This is a genomic window from Streptomyces sp. NPDC088745 (assembly GCF_044751045.1).
Classification (GTDB): domain Bacteria; phylum Actinomycetota; class Actinomycetes; order Streptomycetales; family Streptomycetaceae; genus Streptomyces; species Streptomyces cremeus.
In genome coordinates this window covers 469091-493927 of sequence record NZ_JBIVLB010000002.1, presented here as the reverse complement: position 1 = coordinate 493927, position 24837 = coordinate 469091, and the positions used below count along the sequence as shown (strand labels likewise).

Annotated in this window: 28 protein-coding genes; 20 read left to right on the top strand and 8 right to left on the bottom strand. The window is 69.6% G+C overall.

Annotated features, from left to right (window positions below; translation table 11 throughout):
* The first annotated feature begins 44 nt into the window (after positions 1 to 44).
* Complete coding sequence (locus ACIP93_RS06825; RefSeq protein ID WP_401756463.1) at positions 45 to 1520, top strand: GntP family permease; 1476 nt, start codon at positions 45 to 47, stop codon at positions 1518 to 1520.
* A 159-nt stretch (positions 1521 to 1679) separates the two neighbouring features.
* Positions 1680 to 3047: an Nramp family divalent metal transporter gene (locus ACIP93_RS06820; RefSeq protein WP_345228706.1), complete on the top strand. Its 1368-nt coding sequence runs from the start codon at positions 1680 to 1682 to the stop codon at positions 3045 to 3047.
* 188 nt (positions 3048 to 3235) lie between these two features.
* Here ACIP93_RS06820 and ACIP93_RS06815 read toward each other — a convergent pair whose 3' ends face one another.
* Positions 3236 to 4318 (bottom strand): chitinase, encoded by a 1083-nt coding sequence (locus ACIP93_RS06815; RefSeq protein WP_401756461.1) that lies wholly within the window; start codon positions 4316 to 4318, stop codon positions 3236 to 3238.
* Positions 4319 to 4562: 244 nt separating this feature from the next.
* Positions 4563 to 4853, bottom strand: a complete 291-nt coding sequence (locus ACIP93_RS06810) for a hypothetical protein (protein WP_345228704.1) — start codon at positions 4851 to 4853, stop codon at positions 4563 to 4565.
* 64 nt (positions 4854 to 4917) lie between these two features.
* Between ACIP93_RS06810 and ACIP93_RS06805 the strand changes: the two genes are divergently transcribed.
* The 14 genes from ACIP93_RS06805 (at position 4918) to ACIP93_RS06740 (ending at position 18188) form a co-directional block, all read left to right on the top strand.
* Positions 4918 to 5757 (top strand): hypothetical protein, encoded by an 840-nt coding sequence (locus tag ACIP93_RS06805; protein WP_401757013.1) that lies wholly within the window; start codon positions 4918 to 4920, stop codon positions 5755 to 5757.
* A 193-nt stretch (positions 5758 to 5950) separates the two neighbouring features.
* Entirely contained in the window at positions 5951 to 6673 is a 723-nt protein-coding gene (gene cpaB / locus ACIP93_RS06800) for a Flp pilus assembly protein CpaB (RefSeq protein WP_345228703.1), read from the top strand.
* A 94-nt stretch (positions 6674 to 6767) separates the two neighbouring features.
* Positions 6768 to 8363, top strand: a complete 1596-nt coding sequence (locus ACIP93_RS06795) for an AAA family ATPase (RefSeq protein ID WP_401756458.1) — start codon at positions 6768 to 6770, stop codon at positions 8361 to 8363.
* Positions 8364 to 8428: 65 nt separating this feature from the next.
* Positions 8429 to 8842 (top strand): TadE/TadG family type IV pilus assembly protein, encoded by a 414-nt coding sequence (locus ACIP93_RS06790; RefSeq protein WP_401756456.1) that lies wholly within the window; start codon positions 8429 to 8431, stop codon positions 8840 to 8842.
* A gap of 32 nt (positions 8843 to 8874) precedes the next feature.
* On the top strand, positions 8875 to 10230 hold the full coding sequence (locus ACIP93_RS06785; protein ID WP_401756454.1) for a CpaF family protein: 1356 nt from the start codon (positions 8875 to 8877) through the stop codon (positions 10228 to 10230).
* Positions 10227 to 11216 carry a type II secretion system F family protein gene (locus tag ACIP93_RS06780; protein ID WP_401756452.1) on the top strand — a complete coding sequence of 330 codons (990 nt, stop codon included), beginning with the start codon at positions 10227 to 10229 and terminating at the stop codon, positions 11214 to 11216. The genes ACIP93_RS06785 and ACIP93_RS06780 overlap by 4 nt, the downstream gene beginning before the upstream one ends.
* A 20-nt stretch (positions 11217 to 11236) precedes the next feature.
* Positions 11237 to 12127: a DUF5936 domain-containing protein gene (locus tag ACIP93_RS06775; protein ID WP_345228697.1), complete on the top strand. Its 891-nt coding sequence runs from the start codon at positions 11237 to 11239 to the stop codon at positions 12125 to 12127.
* A gap of 5 nt (positions 12128 to 12132) precedes the next feature.
* A complete protein-coding gene (locus tag ACIP93_RS06770) occupies positions 12133 to 13740 on the top strand; it encodes a histidine kinase (RefSeq protein WP_401756450.1) in 1608 nt (535 codons plus the stop codon).
* 110 nt (positions 13741 to 13850) lie between these two features.
* Complete coding sequence (locus ACIP93_RS06765) at positions 13851 to 14879, top strand: response regulator (protein WP_401756447.1); 1029 nt, start codon at positions 13851 to 13853, stop codon at positions 14877 to 14879.
* 197 nt (positions 14880 to 15076) lie between these two features.
* On the top strand, positions 15077 to 15286 hold the full coding sequence (locus ACIP93_RS06760; protein WP_401757011.1) for a hypothetical protein: 210 nt from the start codon (positions 15077 to 15079) through the stop codon (positions 15284 to 15286).
* The gene (locus ACIP93_RS06755; protein WP_401757009.1) at positions 15283 to 15897 is read left to right on the top strand and encodes a pilus assembly protein TadG-related protein; all 615 of its coding nucleotides are present in this window, start codon (positions 15283 to 15285) and stop codon (positions 15895 to 15897) included. Before ACIP93_RS06760 ends, ACIP93_RS06755 begins: the two co-directional genes overlap by 4 nt.
* Before the next feature lie 32 nt (positions 15898 to 15929).
* Complete coding sequence (locus ACIP93_RS06750) at positions 15930 to 16532, top strand: hypothetical protein (protein WP_401756444.1); 603 nt, start codon at positions 15930 to 15932, stop codon at positions 16530 to 16532.
* 2 nt (positions 16533 to 16534) lie between these two features.
* Positions 16535 to 17209: an OmpA family protein gene (locus ACIP93_RS06745; protein WP_401756441.1), complete on the top strand. Its 675-nt coding sequence runs from the start codon at positions 16535 to 16537 to the stop codon at positions 17207 to 17209.
* A 175-nt stretch (positions 17210 to 17384) separates the two neighbouring features.
* Positions 17385 to 18188 carry an SGNH/GDSL hydrolase family protein gene (locus ACIP93_RS06740; protein WP_401756438.1) on the top strand — a complete coding sequence of 268 codons (804 nt, stop codon included), beginning with the start codon at positions 17385 to 17387 and terminating at the stop codon, positions 18186 to 18188.
* A gap of 44 nt (positions 18189 to 18232) precedes the next feature.
* On the opposite strand, the gene ACIP93_RS06735 is transcribed toward ACIP93_RS06740, so the two are convergent.
* Positions 18233 to 18727, bottom strand: coding sequence for an ATP-binding protein (locus ACIP93_RS06735; RefSeq protein WP_401756435.1), 495 nt, complete (start codon positions 18725 to 18727; stop codon positions 18233 to 18235).
* A gap of 282 nt (positions 18728 to 19009) precedes the next feature.
* Here ACIP93_RS06735 and ACIP93_RS06730 point away from each other — a divergent pair, with 282 nt between their 5' ends.
* Both ACIP93_RS06730 and ACIP93_RS06725 read left to right on the top strand, forming a co-directional pair.
* Positions 19010 to 19861: a helix-turn-helix transcriptional regulator gene (locus ACIP93_RS06730; RefSeq protein WP_345228687.1), complete on the top strand. Its 852-nt coding sequence runs from the start codon at positions 19010 to 19012 to the stop codon at positions 19859 to 19861.
* Positions 19862 to 19874: 13 nt separating this feature from the next.
* Entirely contained in the window at positions 19875 to 20066 is a 192-nt protein-coding gene (locus tag ACIP93_RS06725; protein ID WP_401756433.1) for a hypothetical protein, read from the top strand.
* A 59-nt stretch (positions 20067 to 20125) separates the two neighbouring features.
* Here ACIP93_RS06725 and ACIP93_RS06720 read toward each other — a convergent pair whose 3' ends face one another.
* Positions 20126 to 20428 carry a hypothetical protein gene (locus tag ACIP93_RS06720; RefSeq protein WP_401756430.1) on the bottom strand — a complete coding sequence of 101 codons (303 nt, stop codon included), beginning with the start codon at positions 20426 to 20428 and terminating at the stop codon, positions 20126 to 20128.
* A 481-nt stretch (positions 20429 to 20909) separates the two neighbouring features.
* Here ACIP93_RS06720 and ACIP93_RS06715 point away from each other — a divergent pair, with 481 nt between their 5' ends.
* Both ACIP93_RS06715 and ACIP93_RS06710 read left to right on the top strand, forming a co-directional pair.
* The gene (locus ACIP93_RS06715) at positions 20910 to 21440 is read left to right on the top strand and encodes a SigE family RNA polymerase sigma factor (RefSeq protein WP_401756427.1); all 531 of its coding nucleotides are present in this window, start codon (positions 20910 to 20912) and stop codon (positions 21438 to 21440) included.
* Positions 21437 to 22144 (top strand): hypothetical protein, encoded by a 708-nt coding sequence (locus ACIP93_RS06710; protein WP_401756424.1) that lies wholly within the window; start codon positions 21437 to 21439, stop codon positions 22142 to 22144. Before ACIP93_RS06715 ends, ACIP93_RS06710 begins: the two co-directional genes overlap by 4 nt.
* Positions 22145 to 22567: 423 nt before the next feature.
* Here the strand turns inward: ACIP93_RS06710 and ACIP93_RS06705 are convergent, their stop codons facing one another.
* From ACIP93_RS06705 to ACIP93_RS06690, 4 genes are all read right to left on the bottom strand, one after another.
* Entirely contained in the window at positions 22568 to 23053 is a 486-nt protein-coding gene (locus tag ACIP93_RS06705; RefSeq protein ID WP_401756421.1) for a hypothetical protein, read from the bottom strand.
* 186 nt (positions 23054 to 23239) lie between these two features.
* The gene (locus ACIP93_RS06700) at positions 23240 to 23458 is read right to left on the bottom strand and encodes a hypothetical protein (protein ID WP_401756418.1); all 219 of its coding nucleotides are present in this window, start codon (positions 23456 to 23458) and stop codon (positions 23240 to 23242) included.
* Positions 23459 to 23545: 87 nt separating this feature from the next.
* The gene (locus tag ACIP93_RS06695; protein ID WP_401756415.1) at positions 23546 to 23980 is read right to left on the bottom strand and encodes an SgcJ/EcaC family oxidoreductase; all 435 of its coding nucleotides are present in this window, start codon (positions 23978 to 23980) and stop codon (positions 23546 to 23548) included.
* A 113-nt stretch (positions 23981 to 24093) separates the two neighbouring features.
* Entirely contained in the window at positions 24094 to 24753 is a 660-nt protein-coding gene (locus tag ACIP93_RS06690) for an NADPH-dependent F420 reductase (protein ID WP_401757007.1), read from the bottom strand.
* Positions 24754 to 24837: the final 84 nt, after the last annotated feature.

Sequence of the window (24837 nt, the reverse complement as noted above, 5' to 3'; positions counted from 1 at the left end):
CCGCACCTGCAAGAAGCCCCCTCTCCGTACGGAGTTGACCGCACATGCAGCTCGCCGCCACACCCCCCGCCGAAACGCCCCCGCGCACCGGCGGCCTCCTCGCCCTCATCGACGGCACCCCCGGCCTCCTCACCGTCGCCGTGCTGGGTATCGCCCTCCTGCTCTTCCTGATCATCAAGGTCAGACTCCAGCCCTTCGTGGCCCTCCTCGCGGTCTCCGTCGCGGTCGGCCTCTCCGCCGGCCTCTCGGTCACCGAACTCTTCGGCACCGTCCAGAAGTCCAGCGCGGTCTCCGTCATCGAGTCCGGCATGGGCGGCATCCTCGGCCACGTCGCGATCATCATCGGCCTGGGCACCATGCTGGGCGCGATCCTCGAGGTCTCCGGCGGAGCGGAAGTCCTCTCGCAGCGCCTGCTCAGCCTCTTCGGCGAGAAGCGCGCCCCCCTCGCCATGGGCCTCACCGGCCTCATCTTCGGCATCCCGGTCTTCTTCGACGTCGGCATCTTCGTCCTCGCCCCGATCGTGTACGCGGCCGCCAAGCGCAGCGGCAAGTCCGTCCTCCTGTACGCGATGCCGCTCCTGGCCGGGCTCTCCATGACCCACGCCTTCCTGCCCCCGCACCCCGGGCCGGTCGCCGCGGCCGGACTGTTCAAGGTCTCGCTCGGCTGGGTCATCCTGATGGGCCTGGTCGTCGGCATCCCCGCCGTCATCGCCGCCTGGGCCTACTCCGCCTGGATCGGCAGGCGCATCTTCGTCCCCGTACCGCAGGACATGGTGGAGGCGGCCGAGGAGGCCAAGGCCGCCGTCGTCGCCGAGCAGCAGGCCGCCGGGGTGGAACCCCGCGAGGACCCCGTCCCGCTCGGCACCGTCCTCGCCATCATCGGCACCCCGCTCGTCCTCATCCTCGGCGCGACCTTCTCCTCCATCGCGCTGGACCCCTCCACCCCGCGCTCGGTCATCGAGTTCTTCGGCAACCCCTTCGTCGCCCTGACCATCGCCCTCCTCCTGGCGTACTACCTCCTCGGCATCCGCCGCGGCTGGTCCCGCAAGTCCCTGGAGAAGGTGTCGACCTCGTCCCTGAAGCCGGTCGGCAACATCCTGCTCGTCGTCGGCGCGGGCGGCATCTTCGGCGCGGTCCTCAAGGGCAGCGGCATCGCGGCCGCCCTCGCCGAGACCTTCGACAACGTCGGACTGCCGGTCATCGTGCTCGCCTGGCTGATCTCCGTCGTGCTGCGCGTGGCCCAGGGCTCGGCGACGGTCGCCATCGTCACCACGGCCGGCATCGTGGTCCCGATGGTCCAGGGCCAGGACGTCTCGCAGGCCCACCTCGCCCTCGTCATCATGGCGATCTCCGCCGGCTCGATCTTCGCCTCGCACGTCAACGACGGCGGTTTCTGGATGGTCGCCAAGTACTTCGGCATCTCCGAACGCGACACCCTGAAGTCCTGGACCGTCCTGGAGACCGTCCTCTCCGTCGCGGGCTTCGCCGTCGCCGCCCTCCTCAGCCTGGTCGTTCCATAACCGGGCCGGCGGGCGCGCACCGACTCGAACAACACGCCGTGAGCAGCACGTCCGGCTGCGATACGGAGACGATCCCGCCCCGCCCCTTGCGTCCGCCCGCCCCCGCCCCCCACGGTGATCCGGATCACCGTGGGGGGACAACGGGAGGCAGGAAAGCCCATGTCGGACAGTGTTTCAAGCAGCAAGGGCAGCAAGGGCAGTGAAGGCGGCAAGGGCCGGGCGGGTGACGGGGGAGCCGTCCCCGAACTCGGCCGGCCCGCCCTGCGCAAGGCCAGTTGGAAGTACGTCGGGCCGGGGATCGTCGTCGCCGCGACCGGGGTCGGCGCCGGGGACCTCGTCGCCACCCTCATCGCGGGCAGCCAGTTCGGGTACACCCTGCTGTGGGCCGCGGTCATCGGCTGCGTCGTGAAGATCTCCCTCGCCGAGGCCACCGGCCGCTGGCACCTGGCCACCGGCAAGACCCTCTTCGAGGGGTGGCGCAGCCTGGGGCAGTGGACCACGGTCTACTTCGGCGTGTACGTCGTCGTGTGGGGCTTCGTGTACGGCGCCACCGCGATGTCCTCGTCCGCGCTCCCGCTCGCCGCGCTCATGCCGAACGGGCCGGACATGAAGTTCTGGGCGGTCCTGTGCGGCCTGCTCGGCCTCGCCTTCGTGTGGTTCAACCGGTACGCGGTCTTCGAGAAGTTCATGACCGTGGTGATCGGGCTGAAGTTCCTGGTGGTCGTGTACGTCGCGATCCGCGTCGCGCCCGACCTCGGCAACGCCGTCAAGGGGCTCGTGCCCACGCTCCCGGACGGCTCGCTCTTCTACACCCTCGGCCTGATCGGCGGCGTCGGCGGCACCATCACCATGGCCGCCTACGGGTACTGGGTGAACTCCAAGGGCTGGACCGACACCAGTTGGATGAAGGTGATGCGCCTCGACAACCGCGTCGCCTACCTCACCACCGGCGTCTTCGTCGTCGCCATGCTCATCATCGGCGCCGAGCTCCTGCACTCCTCCGGTGTCGCGCTCGGCAAGGGCGACAAGGGCCTCATCGACCTGGGCGGGGTGCTGGAGGACAAGTTCGGCCCGGTCACCGCGAAGCTCTTCCTGATCGGCTTCTTCGCCACGTCCTTCGGCGCGCTGATCGGGGTCTGGCACGGCGTGAGCCTGATGTTCGCGGACTTCGTGGAGCGCTTCCAGCGGGAGCGCAGGACCGGGCAGCCGGTCGTCGGCATGGTCGAGGAGGTCGCGGCCGGCAAGCGCGAGAAGTCGCTGCCGTTCCGGGCGTACCTGCTGTGGCTGACCTTCCCGCCGATCGGTCTGCTCTTCCTGGACCAGCCGTTCGGGCTCGTGGTCGTCTACGGGGTGCTCGGCGCGTTCTTCATGCCGTTCCTCGCCCTGACCCTGGTCTGGCTGCTCAACTCCGGCCGTACGCCCGCCGAGTGGCGCAACGGCTGGCTCAGCAACGTGATGCTGGCGCTGGGCGGGCTGCTGTTCGTGGTGCTGTGCGTGAAGCAGGTCGTCGACCTGTTCACGAAGTAGGCGTACGGGGGAGGGGGGGGGGGGGGGGGGGGGCCCGGGGGGCCCCCCCCCCCCCCCCCGGGGCGGGGGGGGGTGTGGGGGGTGTTGGGGTTCACCCGGGTGGCCCCCTGTGACCCTTTGTGGGGGGGGGGGGGGGGGGCCCGGCCCCCCCCCCCGCGGCCCCCCCTCCCCCGTACCGGAGCGCTCGTCTACGGCAGCGACCGCACGTGTGCGCCCACCGCCTTCGACCAGGCGTTGCCGCCCTTGGCGTCCCAGTTGGTCGACCAGGCCATCGCGCCGCGCAGCCCCGGGTAGGTCCTGGCGGGCTTGAAGGTGCCGCAGCCGGTGCCCCGGGTCAGGCAGTCCAGCGCCTTGTTCACGACCTCCGGTTCGACGTAACCGGCCTTCTTGTTGCTGCTGTTGGTGGGCAGTCCGAGACCCACCTGCGAGGGGTCGAGGCCGTTCTCGAGCTGGATGCAGGCGAGCGCGGTGAGGAAGTCGACCGTGCCCTGCTGGTAGACCTTGCCGTCGCAGCCCTTCATCGAGCCCGAGTTGTAGAACTGGGTGTTGACGACGGTCAGGAAGTCCTTGATGTTCAGCGCGGTCCTGAAGTAGTCGCTGTCCGTGGACTGCATGTCCTTGGTCTGCGGGGCCATCGTGACGACCAGCTTCGGGCCGACGCGGCCGTGCAGGTCCTTCAGGGCGCGCGTCATGTACTCGGCGCTGACGCCGCCGTTCTCCAGGTCGATGTCGACGCCGTCGAAGCCGTACTCGGTCATCAGCTCGTGCACCGAGTCCGCGAAGCGCTTCGCCGTCCCGGCGTCGTCGACCTCCACCTTGCCGTGCTCCCCGCCGACCGAGATGATCACGGACTTCCCGGCCCGCTGCTTGGCCTTGATGTCGGCCTTGAATTCCTCGACCCGGTAGCCGCCCAGGCCCCCGGTGTCCAGCTTGAAGCCGACCTCGCCGCGTTCGCCCGCCAGGTCGGCGAAGGAGACGGCGATGATGTCGTACGCGTCGGAGACGTCGCGCAGTCTCTCGATCGCGGCGCCGTTGCGGAAGTTCTGCCAGTAGCCGGTGAGGGCGTGCCGGGGGACCTGCGGGGCGCCCAGCGCCTTGGGCGTGGGGGTCGGCGTCGGGGTGGGCTTCGAGGCCGCGGACGACTTCTCGGGCGCTGCCCGCACCCCGCCGTCCGCCGGTCCGTCGCTCGTGCAGGCTCCCAGCATCCCGGTGGCGAGGACGGCGGCGGCCGTGCCGAGGGTGAAGCGGCGGATGCGGGCTGCTCTGTGCACGTACTGTCTCCAGTCGGTCATATGCGGGTCAAGCCAGACAAAATTGGTTCAGTCCATTTCGGATGTCAAGTGGATCACTGCGCCCATTGTGGGCGGCTTCTGGCCGCAGCGTCGAAGAATGGCCCGAAACCGTGTTCCCCCAGCCGTAAGCGGAATGCATGATCACCTGCGGTAGCACCGCAGTGACATGGGGTCGCGGTGACCCCGCCAGGGGAAACGGAGTGCGAATACTCGTCGAACAAGATCAATTCACGGTGGAAAACGGTGAGTTGAGTGCCGTACGGGATCTCTGGAAGCTGTTCTCTCCCCCGTATGACGTGGCTAAAGTGCAGATGCACCACGTGTGGTGACGAGTGCTTGCACCATGCGTGAGCGGCGAGCGCGGAAGCGGAACCGGGAACAGCGGCCGGAACGGCGAGAAGAACAGGGACACGAGCAGCGGCAAGAGCAGTGGCGAGAGCAGCGACAGGATCAGCCACAGGAACAGCGACAGCGGGAGCGGCGCGAACGCGAGCGCGCACAGGAGCGCGAGCACGGGCGCGGACGCGAACGGTCGGGCAACGGGGAGCGGGGACATCGACGTGCCGACAGCGATAGCCGTGACCAGCGCCGACCTGGTGCTGCCGCCGACCGACCGGCAGACCCCGACCGCCGCCGTCCTCCAGCCGCCCGCCCACCAGTCCCTGGACGCGGCGCTCGCCGAGACGAACGTCCTGCTGGAGCGGCACGGCTTCCTCGTCGCCCTGTACCCCTCCTCCCTGCCCGCGGCCCACGAGCACCGGCTGCACATGGTCCGCTCGGTCCTGGAGACGGACCGCATCGCCCTGCTCAAGCTGGACCTCCCGCCGCTGGGCATCGCGGTCCTCACCCGGCAGCTCCGCCAGCTCTCGGTCTGCGACTTCAGCGCGGGCGTCATCGCCTCCGCGGCCCGCCTGCTCTCGCACTACGTCTACGCCGGCGCGCTCCTGAACTCCGTCACCAAGCTGGACCGCATCCCGGTCAGCCTGAAGTCGCACGCCAAGTCGTGGATGCCGGGCAGCCAGTTCGCCGTACTGTCCAACCCGGAGCCGCAACTGATCAAGCTGGGCGGCGAGGAGAAGCTGACCGGGCCGGAGTTCGCCACCCAGTTGGCCGTCGCGGCGGGCCAGTTGTCGTCGTCCTGGGTCACGGAGACGCTGGCCCCCGCCTGGCAGGTGCAGGGCACCCAGGAGGTCGGGCTGCCGACGGCGTCGCCGGGCTGGTGGGGGACGCCGAAGGTGGTCGAGTTCGCGGCCTTCCTGCCCGACGTCTCCGTCCTCTACCAGCTCGTCTCCTCGGTGCGCATCGAGCAGTGCCACTGGTGCGGGACACAGCTGATAGGCGACCGCTGCGGGTTCTGTTCGGCGCCGGTGGCGACGGCGGCGGAGCCGCATGCGGTGCTGAGCCGCGGTGCGACGTAATGCTCCGCGCCGTGCCCCGGGTGCCGACCCGGGTGACGTCCCGGGCGACGCCTCGCGCGCGGCCCTGCGCAAGGCATTGCGCGAGGCGCTGCGCCGCGTCGCGCGCGACGCCCCGCCCTCCGACGCTCTCTGATCGCCTGCACCACTCGCACGGTTCCGGTTCCGACGTATTCCGATCGAGGTAGCACGCACCATGAACTCACGGCAGCGCCGCGGCATCATCCTGCTGATCCTCTCCGTCCTGTGCGCGGTCGGCGCGTTCGTCGGAGTGCTGTCGGTGATCCGCGACGTGAACTCGAAGGTCGGCCCGGAGGTCACCGCGTACCGCCTGAAGGCGGACGTCGCGCCGTACCGGACGCTGACGGCGGCGCAGTTCGAGCGCGTGGAGATGCCCAAGCGGTGGCTCTCGGACAACGCCGTCACCGACATCTCCGAGATCCGCGGGAAGATCGCCGTCACCCAGCTGCGGAAGGGCTCCCTGCTCCAGACGGACATGCTGGTGAAGCGCCCCGAACTCCAGCCCGGGGAGCAGGAGATCGCCATCATGATCGACGCCGAGACGGGCGTCGCGGGCAAGATCACGCCGGGTTCGAAGGTCAACGTCTACGCGACCTTCGAGTCCGACAAGAAGCTGGCCCCCAAGAGCAAGCAGGAGGAGTCCTGGGTCATCGTCTCCGGCGCCCGCGTGATCGACGTCGGCAGGATCACCCCGCTGGAGCCCGACGCCAAGGACCGCAACCGCAAGATGAAGGACGCCGTCCCGATCACCTTCGCGCTCAGCACCCGCGACGCCCAGCGCATCGCGTACGCCGAGTCCTTCGCGGTGCATGTGCGCCTGGCCCGCATCCCCGACGGCAGCGACCCGAACATCACCCCGCGCGACCGCATCTACGACCTGCCCGGGGACCGGACGTGACGTCCGCCCCCACGGCGCACGGCGCCCCGGCCCCGGCCGCATCCCCAGCCCCCGCCCCAGCAGTGACGTGTGGACCAAGAGTGAGGACGGCCGCATGACGACGCGTATCCTCCCGGCCGTGGGCGACCCCGACGCCGCCCGCGCCATCATCACCCTGCTCAGCCAGCTCCCGGACGCGGAACCCGCCTCGCCCGCGCCCGACACGACGTCACTGCTCGACACGCTCGCCCGCCTCGCGCAGGAGTCGCTGGACGAGCTGCCCGAGGTGGTCCTCGTCCACGAGCGGATCGGCCCCGTGCCGGCCCTGGAGGTCATCCGGGAGGTCGCCCTCCGCTTCCCGGCGGTCGGCGTCGTCCTGATCTCCGCCGACACCAGCCCCCAGCTCTTCACCGCCGCGATGGACTCCGGTGCGCGCGGCATGATCGGACTGCCGCTCAGTTACGAGGAGCTGGCGGGCCGCGTGCAGAACGCGGCGTCCTGGTCGGTCGGCGTACGCCGCCACCTGGGCGCCGGGGCGGACGTGTTCAGCGGGCCCGGCGGAACGGTGGTCACGGTGACCGGCGCGAAGGGGGGCATGGGCACCACCCTCATCTCCGTCCAGCTCGCCCTCGCGGCCAGGGCCTCCGGCCGTACGGTCGCGCTCGTCGACATGGACCTCCAGTCCGGGGACCTGGCCTCGTACCTGGACGTGCAGTTCCGCCGCTCGATCGCCGACCTGGCCGGCATCGCGGACATCACCCCGCGGGTCCTTCAGGACGCCCTCTACACCCACGCGACCGGACTCGGCCTCCTCCTGGCCCCGGTGGACGGGGAGCGCGGCGAGGAGGTCACCGACCGGGTCGCCCGCCAGGTCGTCAGCGCCCTGCGCAACCGCTACGAGATCGTGGTCGTCGACTGCGGCACGCAGATGAACAGCGCGAACGCGGCGGCGATCGAGATGGCCGACCGGGCGGTACTGGTCGTCACCCCGGACGTCATCGCGGTACGGGCCGCCAAGCGCATGGTCCGCCTGTGGGACCGGCTCCAGATCCGCAAGGCGGAGGAGACCACCACGGTCGTCAACCGCCTCACCCGCAACACCGAGATCCAGCCGCCCCTGGTCGAGAAGATCACCGGCACGAAGGTCGCGCGCAGCTCGGTCCCCTCGAACTACAAGGAACTCCAGTCCGCCGCCGACGCGGGCCGCCTCCAGGACCTGGAGGCCCGCAGCACGGTCAAGCAGGCGATCTGGGCCCTGGCGGGGGAGCTGGGCCTGGTCAAGACGCAGGAGCCCGCCGGCGGCCGGGGCGGCCGGGGCTCGGGCCGGGGCCGCCGGGGCGACAAGGGCGCGATCACCGCCGAACTGGCCGGGATGTTCCCGCTGATCCTCCTGGTGATGGTCCTGATGTGGCAGGCGGCGGTCTGGGGCTACACCTTCTCCCTGGCGGGCAACGCGGCGGACGAGGGGGCGCGGCAGGGCACGGCGGCGTACGGGGCCGGGGGGAGCGGAGTGCCGGAGTGCCAGGCCGCCGCCCAGGCCCGCCTCCCCGGGGCGTGGGAACTGGAGGGTCCTCCGGACTGCCGGGTCGAGGGCAACCTCTACAAGGCCACCATCACGCTGAAGGTCCCGGCGCTCTTCCCCGGTGCGGACGGCTTCGGGTGGACCTCCGAGGGCGAGGCCGGCGCTGCCCTGGAAGGAGCGGACGAATGATTCCCTCCCGGATGCGACGGAGGCGCGGGTGCCCGGTGGCTGCCCACTTCCCGCGCGGGTGCGTCGTGGCTGCTCGCGCAGTTCCCCGCGCCCCTGACGGGACACGGGCCCGCCGTGCCCCCGGCGGGGACCGGGGCGTCGCCACCCTGGAATTCACCGGGTTCCTGCCCATCCTGCTCATCGTCGTGCTCGCCGCCATCCAGCTCGGCATCGCGGGTTACGCGGCCCTCCAGGCGGGGTCCGGGGCGCGGGCCGGGGCCCGTATCGAATCCCAGGAGGCGTACCGGGGGCAGTGCGGTGCCGCAGGGGCCGCAGCCATGAGCGGCTGGCTCGTCGCGCGCGGAGCCGACGTCGACTGCTCCGGGGGCGACATCGTGACGGCCGTCGCCACCGTCCCCGTCCCCTCGATCATCCCCGGCTTCACCTTCGGCACGATCACCCGCGAAGTCTCGATGCCCGCCGACGACACCACCCCGTAAGACCCCGTCAGCACGCACCAAGGAGCCCACCCATGAGCCTGCGGCAACGCATCGCCGCCCCCGAGGAGCACGGCGGGGGGCGGGAGGACGGCCACCTGGTCGCCACCTACCGGGCGAAACTGCTCGAAGAGATCGACCTCGCCGAGATGTCCTCCCTGGCCGCCGCCGAGCGAAGGGCCCGCCTGGAGCGCGTCCTCGGCCACATCATCAGCCGCGAAGGCCCGGTCCTCTCCACCTCCGAGCGCTCCCAGCTCATCCGCCGCGTCGTCGACGAAGCCCTCGGCCTCGGCGTACTCGAACCGCTCCTCGAAGACGCCTCCATCACCGAGATCATGGTGAACGGCCCCGACTCGATCTTCGTCGAGCGCGCCGGACGCGTCGAGCAGCTCCCCATGCGCTTCGCCTCGCACGAGCAACTGATGCAGACCATCGAGCGCATCGTCTCCACGGTCAACCGCCGCGTCGACGAGTCCAACCCCATGGTGGACGCCCGCCTCCCCTCCGGCGAGCGCGTCAACGTGATCATCCCGCCGCTCTCCCTGACCGGCGCGACCCTCACCATCCGCCGCTTCCCGAAGGCGTACCGGCTGGACGAGCTGATCAACCTGGGCACGCTCGACCACAACATGCTGATGCTGCTCTCCGCCTTCGTCCGCGCCCGCTTCAACCTCATCGTGTCCGGCGGCACGGGCTCCGGAAAGACCACCCTCCTCAACGCCCTCTCCGGCCTCATCCCCGACCACGAACGCATCATCACCGTCGAGGACGCCGCCGAACTCCAGCTCCAGCAGGCCCATGTGATCCGCCTGGAGACCCGGCCCCCGAACGTCGAGGGCAAGGGCCAGATCACCATCCGCGACCTCGTCCGCAACTCCCTGCGCATGCGCCCCGACCGCATCATCGTCGGCGAGGTCCGCGGCGGCGAGACCCTCGACATGCTCCAGGCCATGTCCACCGGTCACGACGGCTCCCTCGCGACCGTCCACGCCAACAGCGCCGAGGACGCCCTGATGCGCCTCCAGACCCTGGGCTCGATGTCCGAGGTCGAGATCCCCTTCGAGGCGCTGAAGGACCAGATCAACTCCGCCGTCGACGTCATCGTCCAGCTCAGCCGCATGGCCGACGGCTCCCGCAAGATCACCGAGATCGTCATCCTGGTCTCGCACGGCCGCGAGAAGTTCCAGGTCGTCCCGGTGTCCCGCTTCCTCGCCCAGCCGATGAGCCCGGACCGCCTGGTCCACGGCCACTTCGAGCACCTCCCCCTCCCGCGCCGCATCGCCGAACGCCTCTACCTCGCGAACGAACCCCTCCCGCCCGCCTTCGGCGTCAGCGAAGACCCCCTGAACGGCTCCCTCTACGTACGACAAGCCATCGAGGCCCGGCCATGACACCCCACCCCGCCACCCACCCCCTCGCGGCGGCCGCCCTACCGCCCACGCTCACCCAGTACGCGCTCCTCGCCCTGGGCGCGACCCTGCTGACCTGCCTGCTCGCGGTCCTCGGCGTGCACCTGTACGCCTCCGGCAAGGCCCAGCGCAGCGCCCTGGAGAACCGCCTCGCCCTCACCACCGGCCGCGAGAGCGGCCGCCGCCGCCACTTCCGGGGCATCGACCGCCGCCTGCGCCGCACCGCGCTCGGCAAGAAACTCCATCTGCGCATCGCCTCCACCGGACTGGACGTCACTCCGGGCGAGTTCTTCGTGTACGTGCTCGGGGGCGTCGTCGCGCTCTGGCTGATCGCCATCTCGGTGCTGGCCCCCTTCTTCGGCCCGATCGCGGGCCTGGTCGCCGTGTGGGCGGCGCACACCTTCCTCAACTGGCAGCGCCAGAAGCGCATCGAGGCCTTCATCAACCAGCTCCCGGACCTCTCCCGCATCCTCGCCAACGCCACCGCCGCCGGCCTGGCGCTCCGTACGGCACTGGGCATGGCGGCGGAGGAACTCGAAGCCCCGGCGGGCGAGGAACTGGCCACCGTCGCCTCCCAACTGGCGGTCGGCCGCACCATCGACGACGCCCTCGGCGAACTCTCCGAACGCCTCCCCTCCCGCGAGCTCGTCGTCCTCGTCACCACCCTCGTCCTCTCCAACAAGGCGGGCGGCACCGTCGTCGGCTCCCTGCGCAACCTCACCGAGACCCTGGAGGAGCGCAAGGAGACCCGGCGCGAGGTCCGCACGATGCTCTCCGAGGTCAACGCGACCGCCTACACGGTCCCGCTGCTCGGCCTCGGCGCCATGATCATGCTCAACTCCATGAACCCCGACTCCATGGCGAAGATGACCGGCCACCCCGTCGGCCAGATCGTCGTCGCCGTGGCCGTCGGCCTGTACGCACTCGGCTTCGTGGCGATGCGCCGACTCGGCAAGATCGAAGTCTGAGGCGGGGGACGGAGAACACCATGATCGGACTGCTCCTCGCCCTGGCGTTCGGCCTCGCGGTGGCCGGCGTCTTCGCGGGTGTACGGATGTACCGCGCGGAGGCCAAGGTCCCCGGTGACCTGGCCGTGGCCCTGGAGGTCGGCGCGTCCCGCGTCTCGGCCGCCGACTCCGCGATCGACCGCATCGGGATGCGCTTCGCCCCCGCGGTGCTGCGCACGATGGGCCCGGCGCTGGTCGACAAGAAGCGCCGCAAGATCGACAAGGCCGGAAACCCGGGCGGCCTCACGGTCGACCGGTACGCGGCCCGCCGCGCCGCCTACGGCATCTTCGGCGGCCTCACGGGCCTCCTCTGCCTGATCAACGGCTTCACACTCTTCGCCGTCTTCTGCCTGGCGTACGGCTGGTTCGCGGCCGACGCGCTGATCTGGCAGGCGACGCGCGCCCGCAAGGAGGTCATCGAGCGCACGCTGCCGGACTTCCTCGACGTGCTCGCGGTGGTGGTCAGCGCGGGCCTGGGCTTCCGCCAGGCACTCGACCGGGTCGCCGAGAAGTACGAGGGCCCCTGGGCGGACGAACTGCGCATCACACTGCGCCAGATGGACATGGGGGTGAGCCGCCGCACCGCGTTCGAGGAGCTGCGCCGCCGCAACGAATCGGAGCAGGTCTCGCAGTTCGTGACGGCCCTCCAGCAGGGCGAGGAACTGGGCGCGCCCATCGCCGACACGCTGATCCAGATCGCCAACGACATGCGCCGCACGGACGCCCAGAACTCGCGGCGGCGCGCCGCCAAGGCGATCCCGAAGACGACGGTCGTCACCCTCACCTTCATGGTCCCGGCGACCCTGATCCTCATCGTCGCGAACATGTTCCTGGGCTCCGGCGCCGACTTCTCCTCCATCTTCGGAGGCTGACCCCGATGCCTTCCCCTTCCCCCCACACCCCCTCGGACGAAGCCTCCGCCCCTTCGGACGGCGGGACCGCCGCCACCCCCGCCCCCTTGGGCGACGAGGCCGCCCCCCGGGGGCGAGGGGGACACCCCCTGCGCGAGCGAAGCCGAGAGCTTGGGGGAGGGCGGACAAGGGAGCGGCTCCTCCCGCTCCCGGCCCACCGGGACACCCCCCGCCCCGCCTGGCTCCGCCGCACGGCCAGCACCCTTCGCCCCACCCGGCCCGGCCGCACGCCGCTCGTCCCCCGCCCCACCCGGCTCCGCCGCACCCCCACCACCCTCACCGGCAGTCCCCCCACACCCCCCGCCGTCTCCGCGCTCGCCCCCGACGCCCCCGCCCCCAGCCTCCCGATCCAGATCAACGCCCTCCAAGCCCTGTGCCGCCAGGTCTTCGCCTTCCGCCTGGCGATGATCGCCATCGGCGCGCCCTTGGCCCTGAGCCGCGCCCAGACGACCACCGGCACCACCCTCGTCGGCGCAGCCGTGGTCGTCACCTTCGTCGGCTCCTACGCCATGCTCCGCGACTGGGAGACCTTCGCCCCCCTCCTCCTCAAGTACCGCTCCCTGATGGCCGTCGACCTCGTCTTCGGCTCCGTCCTCCTCCTCACCGCCTCCCCGGACTCCGCCCTCGGCTACGCCACCGTCTGCACCCCCCTCCTGGCCGGCCTCCTCTACGGCTGGCGCGGCGCGGGCATCTTCACCGCGATCCAGACACTCCTCCTCTCCCTCGCCTACGGAGCCTGGGCGACCCGCCTCACCGGCCCCACCGGCACCGTCCTGATCTGCGGTTTCTGCGTCGCCGCCGGCGCCGTCGGCGTGACCCTGCGCAACCTGATGTTCCGCTTCGGCGAAGCCACCCAGGCCCTCTCCGAGGTGAAGGCCCGCCTGGCGGTGTCCGACGCGGTCGGCGCCGAGCGGACCCGCCTCGCCCGCGAGATGCACGACTCGGTCGCCAAGACCCTGCACGGCGTGGCCCTGGCCGCCGACAGCCTGGCCCAGTCCGCCGACCGCATGGACCCGCTCACGGTCAAGCACCAGGCGGGAGTGGTCGCCCGCTCCGCCCGCAAGGCGGCGGCCGAGTCCCGTGAGATCCTCTCCGACCTCCGCCGCCACTCCAGCTACGACGGCGACACCGACGCCACCGTCGACATCGCCCCCGAACTCACCGCCCGCACCACCGACTTCACCCACCGCACAGCCGTCCCCACCACCCTCCACCCCACCCCCGGCGGTACCCCGCTCCCGCCCGTCCCGCACGCCGTGGCCCGCCAGCTCCTGACCATCGCCACCGAGGCCATGGAGAACGCCCACCGCCACGCCCAGCCCACCCGCATCACGGTCGAGGCGGGCACCGCCGACGGCCTCCTGCGCCTGAGCGTCCTGGACGACGGCACGGGCCTCCCCCCGGGTCTCTCCCTGGACGACCTGCGCCGGGCGGGCCACTTCGGCCTGGTCGGCATGGTGGAACGCGCGGCCTCCATCGGCGCCCGCATCCGCATCGGCCGGGGCCGCAGCGACAACGGCACCGAAGTACGCCTCGAACTCCCGCTCTCCGCCCTCGCCCCCCACCAGACCTGACCGGACCCGACCACCCCTGACTCCCGAGAGGAGGCCGCACCATGCCGGAAGCACACCGCGAGAACACCCACAGGCACAGCTCAGACCCCCGGTCCGCACCCTCGACCCACGTGTCGCAGCACACCTCGCCGCACACGGTCGTTCCCCGCTCGGAACAGACCCCGCACGGGGTCCCCGCCCCCCCTCCGGCGGCGGCGTTCCCGATCCCCGCTCCCCACCCGGACCCGCACCACTCCCCGCACCCGGACCCGTTCGGCCCGCCGCCCGTCCTGCGGGTGGTGGTGGTGGACGACAATCCGGTCGTACGGGCGGGACTCACCGCGCTGTTGGGCGCCCGCGCGGACGTGGACGTCGTCGGCGAGGCCGTGGACGGCCACGAGGCCCTCGCCCTGGCCGAACGCTCCCGCCCCGACGTGATCCTGCTGGACGTCCGGATGCCGGGCGTGGACGGCATCTCGGCACTCCCGCACCTGGTGAGGATCGCGCCGGTCCTGATGCTGACGTACAGCAGCGAGAGCGAGATCGTGCAGGAGGCGTTGCGCCTGGGCGCGGGCGGCTACGTGGTCCACGGCGAGTTCACCGCCGACCAACTGGTCACCGCGATCCACGACTTGTCCCAGGGCCGGGCCTACTTCACCACCTCCGCCCAGACGGCCCTCCTGGCCCAACTCCGCAACGGCACCCTCGGCGGGCCCATGCCGCCCCCGCTCCCCGAGGGCCTCGGCTCCGTCTACACCTCGGGCGTCCCGTACACGGGCCGCAGCGCGACAACCCCGCCACCCAGAACGCCCCGTCCGGAGCCAGACGTCCACAGTTCGCCCGGGTCCGTTCCCTCCTCTTCGCATCTGCAACCTTCCATGACACCCTCTTCGTTCGAGCAGTCATGGGCTAACGTCAACAGGCAGCAATTCGGACTGAGTTCGCGGGAGGTGGAGGTGATGAACCTGATCGCCGCAGGCATGAACAACCAGCAAATCGCCGCCACCTGCTTCATCAGCGAGAAGACGGTCAAGAACCACATCAACCGAATCTTCGCGAAGCTGCACAGCACGAGCCGCAGCGAAGCGATCGCGATGTGGATGGGTACGACGAGGAGCGGCGCCGGCGGCAACGGGGGAGGGGTGATCGGCCGTGCCTGAACCGACGACGGGGACGACGTCACGCCCCACCCGGGCCCACGCCGCCCTTTGGGCCCGGAGTTGGGCCCACGGGCCCTCTCCCGAACGGCGTCTCCGGGCATACGTTCCGGATGTCGCAAGCGGGCCCGGACAGAAGGCGCCGACCGGACCTGCGGGTGGCGTTTCTGACGAGACGTACGCATCCGGAGGGGCTTCCCATGGAAAAGGCATTGCTCGCGATCACGACGTGGCGGAACACGGTCGTCAGCAGGATGAAGGAGCGTTCCGACCGGGGTGCGAGTGTGGTGGAGTACGCGGGTCTGGTGGTGATCATCGCGTTGATTGTGGTGGCGGTGAATGGGTTGGGGTTGGACGACACGATCTCTACCGCGATTGGCGAGGCCGTGGCGGACATCACCGGCGGCTGACCGTACCTAGCATCAGCAGTGACCGAGGGCAGGCATTTCCCATCTACATCATGTCGGTGGGGATCCTGCTCTTTGTCGCGTTCGCGCTCTTCGTCTTCGCCCAGGCTGCCTCTGCTCGTAGTGGCGGCCAGTCTGCTGCGGACGCTGCGGCACTTGCGGCGGCGCAGGAGTCCCGGGACGAGTACACAGAGAACTTCTTCCGCGACATCGTCGACCCAGAGGCGTGGCCGTTGTGGCTATTGGGCGAGGGAGAGGTAGCAAGTGGTGCGGCCGGTGCGGCGGCTCTTGCCAATGAAAACGACTCGAACCTTACCGCCGGACCGACGCTGACGCGCGACAGCGGATTTCCCGCTCGCACAGTGACGATTCAGACCCGTTTCACGGGTGGAGACTCAGTTGTTCCCGGCATCGAAACTCAGACCGCCCAAGCGTCTGCCAGGGCAGTTATCAAACCCCGCTGCTTCATTGGTCCGGAGAGTGATCCAACTAAGTTGGTGTTCGTCCACTGCAAGGACGGCGAGATCTGGAAAATCGACCCGAAGGAAATTGTGAACCTTCCCGGTCTGCTGCCAGAGCCTAAAGACCTTTTCGATGTCCACCTGGTCCAGTAACGAGCGAACACCGAACGAAGGAAGAGCTGTTGATGAGCATGCGGCATGCCATGAAGGCCCGAAGGGCTCTGACCGCTGTGGCGATCACGACTGGTCTGGCGCTCGCGGTGGCTGGATGTGGCGGCGATTCGGGCAAGCAGCCGTCAAACCCGCCTGCTTCTTCTGCTCCTAAGCCTGGGAAGGAACCTGACCAGAAGCCGAAGGGGACAGAGGCCACCTCGCCGACTAATGATGCGGTGCTGGCCGAGATCAAGGGTGGCAAGTTCGATGCCACCATCAAGATCAATTCCGCAGTTAGGGACGCTGGCGGATTCCTTACGGTCAGCGGCAAGGTCTCTGGGGCCGGGCGGTTCTGGAACCCTAATACGTGGAGCGGCGACGAACGAGAGCTCAAGGCCAACGGGGCCTCCATGGCTGGGGCCTCGCTAGTTGACCGGGCGGGTAAGAAGAAGTATCTGGTGCTTCGTGACACCGATGGCCGTTGCCTGTGCACGCAGTTCACCGGCGGCTTCAAAGCAGGCGAGGAGAAGCCATTCTTTGCGCAGTTCCCTGCTCCACCAGCCGGCACGACAAAGGTCGACTTCCAGATCGCCGACATGCCCCCCGCCTCGATCGAAATCTCCGAGGGCCAGTAACCATGACTCTCCCCCTCCTGCGAAGTAGGCCCACCCTCCTCGCCTCAGCCACCATCGCCGCAGCCGCCCTCGTCGGCACCCTCGGCGTCACCACTGCCCACGCCGACCCCACCCCGAGCCCCGGCAAGCCTCCCGGCAGCACCACCCAGCTCCCCGCCCCCAAGGTCGACGCCAATTCCCCCGGCCTCAAGCTCGCCGACGGCGGCACCCTCGCCCCCGCCCGCGTCGTCGACATCAAGTCCGTCGTCGAAGACCTCGGCGGTGAGGAGCGCCGCGAGGACACCAACACCGACGTCACCTTCGCCCTCCAGGCCGAAGTCCTCTTCCCCAAGGACAGCCACAAGCTCCAGCCCGAAGCCGCGGCCCGTATCAAGGCCGTCGCGGCGGAAGCCCAGAAGAACGAGGCCACCAAGATCCGGGTCTTCGGCTTCACCGACAACCTCGGCACCTACGAACACGGCCTCGCGCTCTCCAAGAACCGCGCGGACATGGTCCACCGCGAGCTGATCAAGACCCTCGGCTCCAACGTCACCTACGAGGTGCGCGGCTACAGCGAGGACTACCCCATCGCGGACAACTCCGACGAAGAGGGCCGCAAGAAGAACCGCCGCGTCGAGATCACCTTCCCGCGCGGCGCGGCACCGGGTTCGGGTTCGGGTTCCAGCCCCAGCACGTGAGGCACCCGTACCGTCCGCTCCGGAGAGGAGAACGACCCGAGCGGACGGTACGGATACCCGCAAGGGCCCCCTCCGTATCCACATCGTGCGTCCACGATGACGACCCCGCCCCCGCTCGATGACCGACCGGTGACAGCCCCCGGCGACCCCGGGTCGGCGCGTTTCCCTGGGCGGTATGAACCATTTCCCCCACCCCCGCACAGCGGCCGCCCTCGCCCTCGCCGCCCTCAGCGTCCTCGGCCTCGCTGCCTGCGAAGGCGGGACCGGTGCGAAGACCGACCCCGCAAGCACCACCGCCGACGCAGCCGTCCCGCAGGCCGGCGGGCCCACCGGCCGCGGCAAACCACCGAAGCTCCTGTGGATGGGCGACTCCGTCGCCGAGGCCGAAGCCCCCGCGCTCGGTGCCGCCCTCCGGGCGAGCGGCGGCGAGTTCACCTCCGTGGCGGCCACCGCCAGCGGAAACGTCACCGGATCGGACGCCGCCGAGACCTGGAAATGGCTCCCCGAGAAGCTCGCGGCCGAGAAACCGCAGGTGCTCGGCTACCAGATCACCGCCTTCGACTGGGGCACCCCGGACGAACAGCGGAAGGGGTACGAACGCCTCGTGAAGGCCGTCCAGGACGTGCGCGGCAAATTGGTCATCGTCTCCACCCCGCCCATCAGGCACAACGAGATCCAGAAGCCGCACGCGGCGGAGCTGGCGAAGGCCAAGGACGTGGCCCAGGAGGTCGCCCGCCGTCACGCCGACACCGTCACCTTCGTGGACTCCTCGGAGCTGTGGGGAACCGACCCGGCTGCTGAGAAGGCGATGCGCAGCAAGGACGGCATCCACAACTGCCAGCAGGCCGCCGCGACGTTCGCCCAGTGGTTCGGCGGCCGGCTCGGGAAGCAGTACGGCTTTACGCTCGCCCCGGCCGAGAAGTGGGCCACGGGCAAGTGGACGGGGGACGCGTCGTACGGGATGGCCGGTTGCTCGTGAGACCGGCCCGGGCCCGTGGTACCACCGGGCCCGGACGGCCGCGCTCAGTGGGGGAGGTTCACCCAGGACTTGATGCCCCGGTGCGGCGGTACGGCCTCGTCGACGCCCCACTCCCCGCCCCAGTCCTCCACCGCCTCCGCGAGGAGCCACAGGGCTCGCCTCCTCCGTACGAAACAGAGGGAGGTGGCGTCCGGGTCCGCGTGCGGTGGGTGCTGGTCCCAGACGATCAATCGGAGGGTGTCCCGGTGGTGGCGCAGGGACACGTACAGGTCGGCATCAGCGGTCAACTTCCCGGCCACTGCCATGAGTTCCGTGACGACCAGCGCGAGGATCGACTCGAACCGGTCGAGACGGTGGGCGTGCAGGGCCCCGGCCAGCGCCCGCCGGACGATCCCCGCACTGCGTGCCGTGCCGGGAACGGTCAGGCTGACGGCGAGGTTGTCGGCCTCGTCGTAGCCGGTTCTGGTGGTGGGGGAGGAGGGGTCGGGGTGATCGGCGACCGGGCAGAGCGTGTGCGTGGGGGTGGCGGGTTGGTGCATGTCTGAACTCCCTCGTTCAGTGCGGTTGTTGACCCGTCGCACTCGTTACGCCGATGAGCAGTGGCCTGTCTCCCTTGCGCGGCCCGCCCCTCCCAGGGAAAGGAATCTGCGGGCAGGCTCGCGCGATGCGCTTCAACTCGGTTGCGTAGTTGGTGCGTTACAGAAAGTAGAGCATGGTTGGCACGTGTGCCGCATTTGAACGGGGCAATTGCCTCTTTGAGTGGACGGTTGAGGTCGTTCGACGGCACACTGAGCGCCACAGTCGGCCCGGAAAGGGACAGCATGCCTACGCGACCCACCCCGTCCCAGCGGCAGCAACGTCTGGGTGCCGAGCTGCGCAAGCTGCGCACCGCCGCAGGTGCCACCACCGATTACGCGGCCGGCCTGTTGGGTCTCGACCGGACGAAGATCTCCAACATGGAGTCCGGGGTCCGCCCGATCGCCCCCGAGCGCGTCCGCACGCTGGCCAGTAACTACGAGTGCGACGACGCCGCGTACGTGGAGGCTTTGGCTGCGATGGCCGGACGCCGGGAGCGGGGCTGGTGGGACAAGTACCGGGGAGAGTTGCCCCAGGGGCTGCTGGATATCGCCGAGTTGGAGTGGTACGCCCAGGCTCTGAGCACGGTGCAGTCCGTGCACGTACCGGGGCTGCTGCACACCGAAGACTATGCCCGGTCCGTCTTCGACGCCGTGCTGCCGAAGCTTCCGCGCCTGGAGGTCGAGCTGCGCGTCGTGCACCGAAGGCTGAGGCAACAGGTGCTCACCCGGGAGGAATCGCTGACGTACGTCGGATACGTGCATGAGGCGGCCCTGCGGATGCTGTTCGGTGGCCGGGCCGTGATGCGCGAGCAATTGGTGCACTTGTGCGAGGTCTCCGAGCAGGACAACATCACCCTGCGGGTGCTTCCCAACGAGGCCGGAGCCTTCCCGGGGGCGGGCCACGCACTGCTGTACGCGCACGGTGTCGTGCCCCAACTGGACACCGTGCAGCTCGACTCGGCGCACGGACCGGAGTTCATGCACTCGGAGGCTCAGCTCCGCAAGTACCAGTCCCACTTGGACTGGATGGACAGGGCGGCGCTGCCCGCAGCGGCTTCGCGGGACTTCATTCGCGTCATCGCGCACGAACTCTGAGGAGAACCCCAATATGACGGACATCCGGTGGGAAGACGCCTTCTGCGGCGAGGGCAACAACTGCTTCCGCATAGGCACGGATACTGAGGGCAACGGCTACATCGCCGTGGCGGGCGCGGAGGACCGACCCCTCACCGACACCCGCGAAGCCCTCCGCGCGCTGATTCTCGACATCAAGGCGGGCAAGGCCGACCACCTCCTCTGACTCGCCCGCAGCCCGGACGGGGCGAGCCGAAAAGTGGGACACTTTCCTCGCCCCGTGTCCTACTCCTGGAGCGGGGGTCCTCCCCGGCTGACCGGAAGCCCGGTCTCCGGACGATGGGTGAGCGGCCGCCCGCTCAGAGCGTCCAGCAGGACGCGATCTCCCAGCGTGCGCTTCATGCGGACCGTGACGTGCTCCTCTTTCCCCTGCTTGGTGCAGAGCTTTCCAGCGGCCTCCCTGCTGGCGTACGACGTCAGGACCACGCTGCCCCGCATCTCCAGCGCCTTCAGGGCGGGTGCGTTGTCACACGACCCCCGAATGGCCAGGACGGAGACCGAGCGGCCATCGGCTGCGATGCGGACCACGTGCTGGAGCGAGTTCCCAGGAACGTTCTCGGCCGGGGCGAGCGGAGAGCGGGTGCGTTCCGAGGGGTGACCGCAGCATGCTTCAGGGGGAGCCTCATCCCGGCCAAGGAGAAGAGCGAAGAGCCAGGCCAACACCACTGCGGGACCCCGGTGCGCGGTGGGAGCGACTCGCCCGGTGCCGCTCGGTAACTGTCAGGCGGGGGCCGTCCACGGCCACATCGTCGTACTGGACGCGGAGGACAGTGCCCTCACGGACACCCGCGAAGCCTCCGCGTATTCGTCCTGGACATTCAAAACGGGTGACGTCGGCTTCCTTCTCACCTGGGACCTCGCCGGTCTCAAGGACCCAGTACCGCCCGGAGGCAATCTGCAACTACCGCAGCCGACCTGCCGAGTGGAGGGTCCGAGGGAAAGATCTTGAGTGACGCCCCAACGAAACCTTCCTCCCGTTCGTGTGAGTCTGTGAGCGGAAGGGGGACCCGTGGCCTCGTGGGAGTCGGTCGTCGGTGAGTTGGTGGAGACGCGGGCTTCGGCGCTGCACCGCTATGGCTTCCTGCTGTGTGGAAACCGGACCGATGCTTCCGACCTCGTGCAGGAGGCTTTGGTGCGAGTCTTTGCCAGGCCGCGTCTGTCCTGGAACGTGGCCTCGGTCGAAGGCTACGTGCGCACGGTGATGCTCAACTACTTCTTCGACACCAGACGTCGGCGCCGGAATTTGCAGGAGCTGACTCCGAAGATCGCCGAGTCTCCGTCAAAGGATGACATCAGTGGGAATGTCGACAGCCGGGTCGACCTGATTTCGGCGATGGCGGGGCTGTCTCCTCGGCAGCGAGCTTGCATCGTTCTTCGCTATTACGAGGATCAGTCCGTCGCAGGCATTGCAACGCTTCTCGACTGCAGCGAGGGAGCGGTGAAGCGCTACTTGAGCGACGGGTTGAAAAGGTTGAACGACACGTTGGGCGGGACATTGGGCGAAATTTGTGACACCCCGGAAGGAGGCGTGAGGCAATGAATCCGAAGGACCTCCGTTCGGTCCTGTCCGAAGCCGCCGACCAGGCAGGTCCTCACAGGCTGTCTTCCCTCAAGGTCATCCGGGACTCCAGGCGGCGGCGAAGGCGACGGGCGGCATTCGTCATGGGGGCGGTCGTCGCAGTCCTGAGCGCCGGTGCTGCAGCAGGAATCGTGCTCCCCGACTCATGGCCGACCGAAGAAGTGGCCAAGTCTCCCGAGGAACCCTTGATCGTCTGTGGCCAGTCCTTCACTTACCAGGGGAAGGACGTCACCCCGGAGGGTGTTTCCATCGGCTTCGATTCCATCGTCAGAGAGGGAGGGAACTCGGGTCCGGCAATCCGAGTGGTGGTGACGTCGAAACACTCGCGGAGCTTGAACTCCACGCCGCCGGAGTCTGTACGAGTCGTCTATCTCAAGGATGGGATCGTCGTCGGTGGAGGGCCTGCTCTGAACAAGCCGGGAGACCTCACGCCACAGCCCGAATCGCTGGTCGGTCACACAATTGAAGTCGGTCCGGGCAGCCCTTCCGTACAAGACCTCGGAAAGCGTGACACGCTGTGCCCCTCCACAAGCTGGTCAGAGATCTGGCGGGACCCGGCGGCTTACGAGGTTGCGGTTCTGATGTTCCCTCCAGTGGAATCAGGTCCCGTGCCCCCGGACCTGGGTTCCGGCCACCTCCTCGTCCGAGAGGAACTGGCGCCCTGACAACAGCATGCCGGAGTGGGTGAGCACCTTGAGGGGCGCTCACCCACTCCGATGTGGGCCGGTGCGCGCCGCGAGGGTGACCGCCGCCGTAATGACCGCCGCGAGGGTGAGGGCGGCCACGCCGAGACAGGCGGTGAAGTGCTGGCGGCTGGTGACGCCATTTCACCGGGAAGGAGGGCGGGGTATGGACTCGACGACCCCGCGCTCACTGGTCCTTTCCCTGCCGGTGGAGGACTGCCGTAGCCAGTCTCCTCGCACTTCCACCAGGAGTCCGCTCCTGCGGCGGTCCTCCAGTGAGAGCCTGGTGACGGGTCCGGTGGCCGGGCGGGGATATGTACGGGAGAACTGACCTACGGCCGGCAGGAGCCGCCGGCCCCGACCGGACGCCCGGCGGCCCCGCTTCCGACGTACTCTCCCGCGCATTCACTCGGGTCGTGTTATGTCCGCCGCTCCGTCCGGCTTGGGGACGACACCGTCCATCGGGGCGAGCGACCACTCCCCGTCCTCCCGGGCCAGCAGTTCGGCCACGTCCACGGGGGTGGCCCCGGGATCACGGGACCCGCGGAGCCGTACGTTCCAGAACCCCGGGAACTCGGAAGCCTTCGTCCACTTCACCCGCCACCCCTGCCCGCCGTACGCGGCGATGCGCGCCTTCGCGTCCTCGCCGCCGTGGGGGTGGGCGGAGAGGTGACGGACGAGACCCGACTCGTCGGAGTCGTTGAGGAGTTGGACGTACGTCACCAGGAAGGGGTCGAGTCCTTCGGTGGACGTCGGATCGTCCTCGGCGCAGGAGGTGAGGGCCAGGAGCGCCACGGTCGCGACACCGGCCGCGCACCACCGCACGCGGCGTCGTCGCGGCCGCTCGCGTACGGAGCGCGGACCGAACGGACCGGAAGTGCGACGCGACAATGCCGGCCACCGTTCCTTGGGCTCGTAGGTGTGTCCGCTGCGGCAGGCGGGGGCGAACGGGACCCGGTGGTTCCCGGAGCCCTCCCCGCCGCCGCGACGCCCATCATGACCCGCCGTCGGCGTACGACACAGAGCCCCCCGAGACGAATATGCGACCAGAACGCTCCGCTCGCCGAAGCCGCCCCGTCAGCCGCGCGACTCGCGCCACCGCCGGCCGGCGCGGGCGGCCCGCTCCATGTACCAGTCGCGGAACTTCATCATGGCCACGGAGAACGGGGTCACGATCAGGCCGATGAGGAGGGCGGACCCCCAACCCTCGTCGCGGCCGAAGTGCAGATAGAGCACGGTTCCGACGTACACCAGGACCGTCAGCCCGAGCAGCTTGAGCATCTTGGAAGGCTCCATGTGCGGCCGGATACCCCTGAAGAGGGCTGCGTATGAGCCGGTGTTCGCGCGACGGTCCTGCGGGGCCCGCAGGTGCCCGCCGAGGGGTCAGGCGGCGGGCGGAGCGTCGACGGCCGAGTTCTGGCCGACCACGATCTTCCAGCCGTCCTCCTGCCGGGCGATCACGTACGTCGTCACGCCCTGCGGGCCCTCAACGGAGTTGCCCGCGCTGTCCGTTGGGGTCTGGTGGACGTTGACCCCCACCACCCCGTCCGCGACGGCGAGCAGCTTCACCACGTCGTACCGGGCGTAGACGTCACCGAGGAATCCCTTCAGCGCGGGCCCGCTGAACTCCGCGATCTCCTCGCGCCCGTCGAGGCGCCTGCCCACGGCGTTCGTCCAGGAGGCCCGTACCCCGAACTGCGCGGCCAGGGCGTCGCCGTCGTGCGCGTTGAAGGCGTCCTGCAGGTCCTTCACCACGCGGATGACGGCGGCCTGGGTGTCCGCCGGGATGTCGCCCACGACCAGCGTGTCGTTCGTCATGATGTCCTCGCTCCGGGTTCATGGCGACGCTCTCGCCGCCATGGACCACTCCAGCCCCTCAAGCATGCTTGAGGTCAAGGGCGGCGCGGAGGGGCACGCGCGTCGCCCCGGGGTCACGACACTCCGGCGCCTGCGGCCCGGGGCACCACCCGTACGTTGAAGACGTGCGAGCCCAGGCCGTTCGCGATGCCCATGAAGAGCAGGGCGAAGTGCTCCTGGCCGCGTGCGGTGGTGATGCCGCCGATGTCGAGCTGTGAGGAGGGCGGCCAGCCCAGGTCGGCGAGGAGCCGGCCGGTGGTCCGCTTGGCCTCGGTGTCGTCGCCGGAGAGGAAGACGGTGCTCGGGCCTTCGAGGTCGCCGGGGGCGGTCATGGCGGCGGAGTCCATGGTGCAGAGGGTCTTGACGACAGGAGTCTTGGGGAAGGCCGCCTGGATCTGCTCGCCGAGGCTGTCGTTGGGGTGGGAGAGCTCGGCGTAGTCGTCGGAGAGGCCGACGCCCACGTCGACGAGGAGGGTTCCGGCGATGGCCGGGGCGCCGATGCCGCGCAGCAGGTCCACGGAGACGGTGCCCGGGGTCGCGTTGACCAGTACCTCCGCGTGCGCGGCGGTCTCACCGAGGCCGGCGACGGGGAGGCCGAGGTCCCCGCGTTCCGTGGGGTGGCGGGAGCCGAGAAGGACGTCATGGCCGACGCGCTGCCAGCCGTGGGCGAGGGCGCGGGCGACGTTTCCGGTGCCGAGGATTCCAATTCGCATACCAGGCAAGCTAGTTGGCATGTGCGGGGTGAGGGATCGGGCTGTGGGACCGGCCCGCCCGGCACCAAAGTCGTAGGCCGGGGGTGTGTGGTCGGCCGGATCGTT